Source organism: Salipiger marinus (assembly GCF_900100085.1).
Lineage (GTDB): Bacteria > Pseudomonadota > Alphaproteobacteria > Rhodobacterales > Rhodobacteraceae > Salipiger > Salipiger marinus.
On the sequence record NZ_FNEJ01000001.1, the window covers coordinates 372,259 to 378,633 of the forward strand.

Sequence of the window (6,375 nt, forward strand, 5' to 3'; positions counted from 1 at the left end):
AATCAAGCTATCTTTGGCAGTCCGGACAGTAGAAGGACGACCGGCCAGACTGCACCAGACGGTGGATCATGTTTGCGCAACCGGGGGTGCGGCAGGGCTGCCCCTCGCGTCCGTAAACATCGAAGCTGTGCTGGAAATAGCCAAGCTCGCCATCGGCTTGGCGGAAATCGCGCAGCGACGATCCGCCCGCGGCAATCGCCTCGGTCAGCACCGCGCGGATGATCGGCACCAGCGCCGCCAGCTGCTCCGGCGCGATCTGGTTGACGCGACGGGCGGGATGCAGCCGGGCCCGGTAAAGCGCCTCGCAGACATAGATATTGCCCAGCCCGGCGACGATCTTCTGGTCCAGAAGCGCGCTTTTGACCGGCAGGCTGCGCCCGGCCAGCGCCGCCAGCAGATGGGATTCGGAAAAGGCGTTGCCCAGCGGTTCCGGTCCCAGCGCCGCCAGCAGCGGATGCGACTCCGCGCCCGTGGTCGGCATCAGATCCATGGCGCCAAAGCGGCGTGGATCGTTGAAGGTGATGCGCACCCCCGTAGCCATGTCGAAGATCACATGATCGTGCTTCTGCGCGGCAGGATGGTCGTGCACGAACCGTCCCAGCGCATCGCCCGACACCAGCATCCGCCCCGACATGCCCAGATGGATCAGCAGGGTTTCGCCCCGGTCGAGATCGGCCAGAAGGTATTTGGACCGCCGCCGCAGCCGCAGAATCCTTGCCCCGCTCAGCCTGTCTGCCATGCGCGGCGGGAAGGGCCAGCGCAGATCCGCCCGGTTCACCCGCGCCTCTGCGATCACCTGCCCCTCCATCACGGGGGCAAGTCCGGCGCGCACCGTTTCGACCTCGGGCAGTTCGGGCATGGGGTTCCTTTCCAAAGGGCCGCATTGCAGCGCGGCACGCGCGCCCTATAAGGAGGTGCGGACGGAAGGACACAAGGCCCATGACCGACGAGAACGCAAAAACCACGCATTTCGGCTTTACCGAAATCCCTGAAAGCGAAAAGGCGGGCCGCGTGCGCGGCGTCTTCGGCTCCGTCGCGTCGAAATATGACGTGATGAACGACGCCATGTCCTTTGGCATCCACCGCATCTGGAAGGATGCGATGATGGACTGGCTCGCGCCGCGGAAGGGACAGCGGCTGCTGGACGTGGCGGGCGGCACCGGCGACATCGCCTTCCGCTTTCTGGACCGCGCCGGGTCCGGCCATGCCACCGTCTGCGATCTGACCGAGCCCATGCTGATCGAAGGCCGGAAGCGCGCCGAGGCGGCGGCCCGCGCCGACAGTCTGGACTGGGTGGTTGGGGATGCCATGGCGCTGCCCTTTGCCGACAACAGCTTCGACGTTTACACGATTTCCTTCGGGATCCGGAACGTGACCCAGCCCCAGCAGGCGCTGAACGAGGCGTTCCGTGTGCTGCGTCCCGGCGGGCGGCTGATGGTTCTGGAATTCAGCCAGATTCCCAACGAGATGATGCAGAAGGTCTATGACCTCTATTCCTTCCACATCATTCCCCGCATGGGACAGGTCATCGCGAATGACCGCGACAGCTACCAGTATCTGGTGGAATCGATCCGCCGCTTCCCGGATCAGGACCGGTTCCTGCAGATGGTCAGGGAGGCAGGCTTCGGCAATGCCAAGTATCGCAACCTGAGCCTTGGCATCGCCTGCCTGCATTCGGGGTGGAAGATCTAGGATGAAGGGACCGCACAATATCTGGCGGCTCGTGCGCACCGGCGCCACGCTGGAGCGCACGGGGGCGATGCGTGTGGTGCTGGACGCGATGGAGGCCCCGCCTGCGCTGCGCGTCGCCGCGCGGGTGCTGGGCTGGCCCTTCAAATGGCTCGGGATCGAAGGCGACCCGTCGATGCCCCCGGCGCCGCGCGCCCTTTCGGCCCTTGGCCCCGCCTATATCAAGTTCGGGCAGGTGCTTTCGACCCGGCCTGACGTGGTCGGCGACGAGCTTGCCAATCAGCTGCGGGTGCTGCAGGACAAGCTGCCCCCCTTCCCGACCGAGGCCGCCAAGGCCCAGATCGAGGCCGAGCTTGGTCTTCCCGTGGATCAGGTCTTTTCCGAATTCAGCGCCCCCGTCGCGGCCGCCTCCATCGCGCAGGTCCACAAGGCGCGGCTGGCCGAAACGGGGGAGACGGTCGCGGTCAAGGTGCTGCGGCCCGGGATCGAACGCGCGTTCCGTCGTGATGTGGATGCCTTCTGGCTCGCCGCCGATGTGATCGAATTCCTGTCTCCGGCCTCGCGCCGCCTGCGGCCCCGGGACGTGATCGCCCATTTTGAAGGCGTGGTGATGGGCGAGCTGGATTTCCGGCTGGAAAGCGCCTCCGCCAGTGAATTTGCCGCCAACACCGCCAATGATGCAGGCTTTTCCTTGCCGGAGGTGGTCTGGGGCCTGTCCGGACGGCGGGTGATGACCATGAGCTGGGCGGAAGGCGTGCCGCTTGGGGACAATGCCGCGATCGACGCCGCAGGACATGACCGCGTCGCGCTCAGCGAGCGGGTTCTGCAGCTCTTTCTCAACCATGCCCTGCGCGACGGATTCTTCCACGCCGACATGCATCAGGGGAACCTGAAGGTGGCGCCCAATGGCGACATCATCGCCTATGATTTTGGAATCATGGGCCATATCGATGAATACACCCGGCGCGTGTATGCAGAGATCCTTTATGGCTTCATCCGGCGCGATTACCGGCGCGTGGCCGAGGTGCATTTCGAGGCGGGCTATGTGCCAGCCGATCGCGACGTGGATGAATTCGCCCGCGCGCTGCGCGCCGTCGGCGAGCCGATCTTTGGCATGGATGCCACCCGCATCTCCATGGCGCGGCTGCTCAGCTATCTGTTCGACGTGACCGAGCGTTTCGGGATGGAAACGCGGACAGAGCTGATCCTGCTGCAGCGCACCATGGTCGTGGTCGAAGGTGTCGCGCGATCGCTCAACCCCCGCATGAACATCTGGAGCGTCGCGCATCCCGTTGTTGAGCAGTACATCAAGACGTCGATCGGACCGCGCGCCGTGCTGCGCGACCTGCAGCGCACGGCCGTGGTGCTGGCGCGGTTTGGACCAAGACTGCCGGGCCTTGTGGAAGAGGCGCTGATACGCCAGGCGGAGCAGAAGGACCGCCACCCGGACCGGCGCTGGCGGAGAAACGCCCTGTGGCTTGTCTTCGGCGCAGCGATCGGAGCGGCAGCCGTCACCCTTATGCAAAGCTGGCTTTAGGCGAACCGGCTCAGCCATTTGGGGTGCGCAGCCCTTGGACTTCCGCGGCAGACAGGTGGGTGCCGTTGGCGAGCGTCAGCAGCACATCCGTTCCCTGCTGCCGCACCTCCTGCACCCGCGCATAGGTCAAAGCGGGGGTGGTCGAAAGCAGCTCTTCTCCCCGATAGCTCTCGATTTCGAACCGATAGAGGCCGCTTGGATGCGCGGCACCGGACTCGTCCAGCCCCGTCCACTCCAATTCGGGCTTCGATAGGTCCACGGCCACCGACTGAAGGACCGTGCCCGCCTCATTCCTGACAACCAGCTTGGCCGACTCCGCTTCCTTGTGCGGATCAAGGCGCAGGGTCACCGGAACTCCTTCAAACCGCACCGGAGTGTCCACCAAAGCCTCCATCCCGATCCAGCCCGCAATGCGCTCAAACGCGCTGCCCGTCACCTGCTCGGCCAGTCCGGCGAGAATCTGGTTGGTCTTTACCTGCTGTTCAACCGAAGAAAATGTTGCCAGTTGCGACGCATATTCGGTGGCATCGACAGGATTGAACGGATCCTGGTTTTGGGCCTGCGTCGTAAGCATGCGGAGAAACGTCTCAAAGTCGCTGTTCAACACAGCTGGTGGAGTTTGAGGCGTGGCAGTCAGAGCCGTGGTCGGGGAAATGGTCTGCGTGCTGGTCAGGTCCATCTGAGTCTCCTAAACCCGTATGTCGAGCCCGGATGAAGGCTCGCTGGTGTCGTTTTGCGGAATTGCGTCAAGGTCTTCAGGTCCGTCTCCCCCGGCAAAGGGACCGTGAAAGGCGCCCCCTTGCCCTGAACCCTCGCCAAACCGGAACTGCGTCGCGGAACAGCCGAGATCGTCGAGATGCCGCGCCAGCTGGTCGACATGCCGCCGCAGAAGATCAAGCGTTTCGGGGCGGTCCGCCAAGATTGTCACGCTCAGAGCATGCTCGCCCCCGGTCATGCGGAACCGGACATGGCCAAGCTCCTCCGGTTCCAGACGCAGTTCCACTACATCGCCCCCTCGGTCTACGATGGCCTCCCCGATCTGACGAATCACCTGCATTGCTGTTTCGTGCCGGTGCGCTCGTAGCTGCAAACCCGAGGTCGCCTGTGGCGCGCGCGGCTCGGCGACAGCAGGAAGGGGATCGATTTTCGGGTCTTCCGGCTCCTCGATCCGCGGGGCCAGCACAGACGCGCCGCGCTGTCGCGACAGAGGGGCATCTTGCTGAGACACGCCATTGAAAACGACATCTTTGGAAGGGATGTTTAAGGGCGGATTTTTATGAACAGTCCTTGGGAAAGCAAAAGCTTTGGTTGGCATTCGCTCCGTAGCGGATGGCCCTTGCCCCAAAGCAGTCTCGTCTATGCGTACAGGCAACGCCTCTTCTGTCCTTCGTCCGGTCTCCGGTGAGGGCTGTTGCGCTGTGACCGACGCAACGGGGCGGACACGAATCTCGGCAGGTGGCTGATCGACAGACGCCGTGCTTTGCAGAGGCGGCCCCCCCCGCACTTGCACCTCATCCACCGAGGCCACTTTGAAGTGAGAGCGCGCCAGCGGCACAGGCGCACTCGCCTCTTCATCAGCGCTCCGCGGGAGCATTTCACCCGCCGCCTCACTTCGCTCGTCCAGCGGTTGGCTCTGTGCTCCTATTTTGAGCAACTCAGGCGGTACGGTCGAGGCGCCCCGTGAAGGGTCGGTTGTGGGAGCTGGCGGGCGCATAGTCACGGCCTCCGCCTGAGAGGCCGGATCTGGGGTCAGAATCTTGGCGTCAGCTCGGATAGGGAACCCCGAATCCCATTGGTGGGTCTGCGTTGAGACAGGTATGTCTTTCTTCTCCCTTCCCCCCGTAGGCAACTCCAAGATCTCGGCTGTTGCGCTATCAGGCTTTGGAGCCATAGCTGGTGCAAGCTCCGGTCTGACAGCCGCTGGCAGGACAGGAGTTTCTGAACGGCGCGGCGCGGCATCTACTTCAAATGACGGCCAAGATTCCGCCGGAACCAGAGGGGTTGCGGCTGAAGGAAGGACCGGGCTTGAAGCGGGTCGCGCCTTGTTTCCAGTTACGTGCCTCCCTTCTGTATCCGGCAGAGGATGGTTGGCCTGGAATGGGACAGCCGCACCTGAATCCGCGACACTGGGGCGCTGCGGTGATCTTGCTGCGGGTGATTCCGTCTCAACTACGCTTTGCAGATCTGGATTTGTTATCGTCAGCTCAGACGAAGCGGTCTTTTCCGTAGCAAGACGGCTTACAACAAAGGAAAAAGGTGCTTTTGGCATAGGGGGCATTGTCACGTCACTGGCGCTTTGTGCCCTCTCAGTCGACAGGGCCTGAGCGACCGGAACTGGCTCGCCCGTGACGGAGCGGGTCGGGACGGATGTAACCGTTGATCTCTGTGCACGGGGCGACACCATATTGTCGCTGCGTTGCGCATCTGGAGTAGGCGGGTGGAAACTAGCCTTGAGCGAACTCGCCAAAACTGCATGACCGTCAACAGGTGGCAGACGACTTGTCTCAGGCAATACCGCCTCGTCACCTGTGTTCGCCCGATCCCCAGCCAACACAGATACGCTAATCGCAGGGGGAGAAACCCTACCCGCAGATCTTGCGACGGAGGGAAAAGTTTGGGGTGATGTCGGCGACGCTGCCTTGCTGCCTGCGACCTGCCTGACCACATCCGACAAGGGCAGGTCTTCTAGAGGTGGTTCTGCTGGGACTGCGCTTGCGCCGGAGGGCGAAGGAAATCTCGGCGCGACTGAAATTTCTTGCGCGCCAAGTCTTTGTCCCTCTCCGCCTGAGCGAACTAGGTCATGTTGACAAAAGGCGCAGCCAAAGTCGGATGGAGGTGATGTCGATGAAGCCCAAGAAGCTCTCAGCGGTTTTGTCGTAGCGTGTGGCGACACGGCGTGCGTTTTTCAACTTGTTGAAGCACCGCTCGACAAGGTTGCGCAAGGAATAGAGAGAATGATCCACACCCACGCGCATCCTGCGTGATTTGCGCATGGGAATTTGGGTGAGCACCTCCCGCGCCTCCATCTTTTTCCGAATGCGGTCAGCATCATAGCCTCTGTCAGCCAGCAGGACGCTCGGCTCTGGCAGGTTGTTGACCATGACCAGGTCGAACCCCAGGTAATCGGATGTCTGCCCCGGAGTGATTTC

The 6,375-nt window shown here is 62.8% G+C and carries 6 protein-coding genes; 2 read left to right on the plus strand and 4 right to left on the minus strand.

All coding sequences use genetic code 11. The features are described 5' to 3' along the window. Positions 1-7: 7 nt before the first annotated feature. The gene (gene mutM / locus BLR51_RS01895; RefSeq protein WP_089842912.1) at positions 8-859 is read right to left on the minus strand and encodes a bifunctional DNA-formamidopyrimidine glycosylase/DNA-(apurinic or apyrimidinic site) lyase; all 852 of its coding nucleotides are present in this window, start codon (positions 857-859) and stop codon (positions 8-10) included. 80 nt (positions 860-939) lie between these two features. Between mutM and ubiE the strand changes: the two genes are divergently transcribed. Both ubiE and ubiB read left to right on the plus strand, forming a co-directional pair. Continuing rightward, a complete protein-coding gene (gene ubiE / locus BLR51_RS01900) occupies positions 940-1,692 on the plus strand; it encodes a bifunctional demethylmenaquinone methyltransferase/2-methoxy-6-polyprenyl-1,4-benzoquinol methylase UbiE (RefSeq protein WP_089842918.1) in 753 nt (250 codons plus the stop codon). A gap of 1 nt (position 1,693) precedes the next feature. Further along, positions 1,694-3,226: a 2-polyprenylphenol 6-hydroxylase gene (gene ubiB / locus BLR51_RS01905; protein WP_089842922.1), complete on the plus strand. Its 1,533-nt coding sequence runs from the start codon at positions 1,694-1,696 to the stop codon at positions 3,224-3,226. A 10-nt stretch (positions 3,227-3,236) separates the two neighbouring features. On the opposite strand, the gene BLR51_RS01910 is transcribed toward ubiB, so the two are convergent. The 3 genes from BLR51_RS01910 to BLR51_RS01920 form a co-directional block, all read right to left on the minus strand. After that, positions 3,237-3,905 (minus strand): flagellar hook capping FlgD N-terminal domain-containing protein, encoded by a 669-nt coding sequence (locus tag BLR51_RS01910; RefSeq protein ID WP_089842926.1) that lies wholly within the window; start codon positions 3,903-3,905, stop codon positions 3,237-3,239. Positions 3,906-3,914: 9 nt separating this feature from the next. After that, positions 3,915-4,541: a flagellar hook-length control protein FliK gene (locus tag BLR51_RS27640; protein WP_165616712.1), complete on the minus strand. Its 627-nt coding sequence runs from the start codon at positions 4,539-4,541 to the stop codon at positions 3,915-3,917. Positions 4,542-6,024: 1,483 nt separating this feature from the next. Beyond that, positions 6,025-6,375, minus strand: a 351-nt coding sequence (locus tag BLR51_RS01920; RefSeq protein ID WP_165616713.1) for a transposase, incomplete at its 5' end; no start/stop codon positions are given.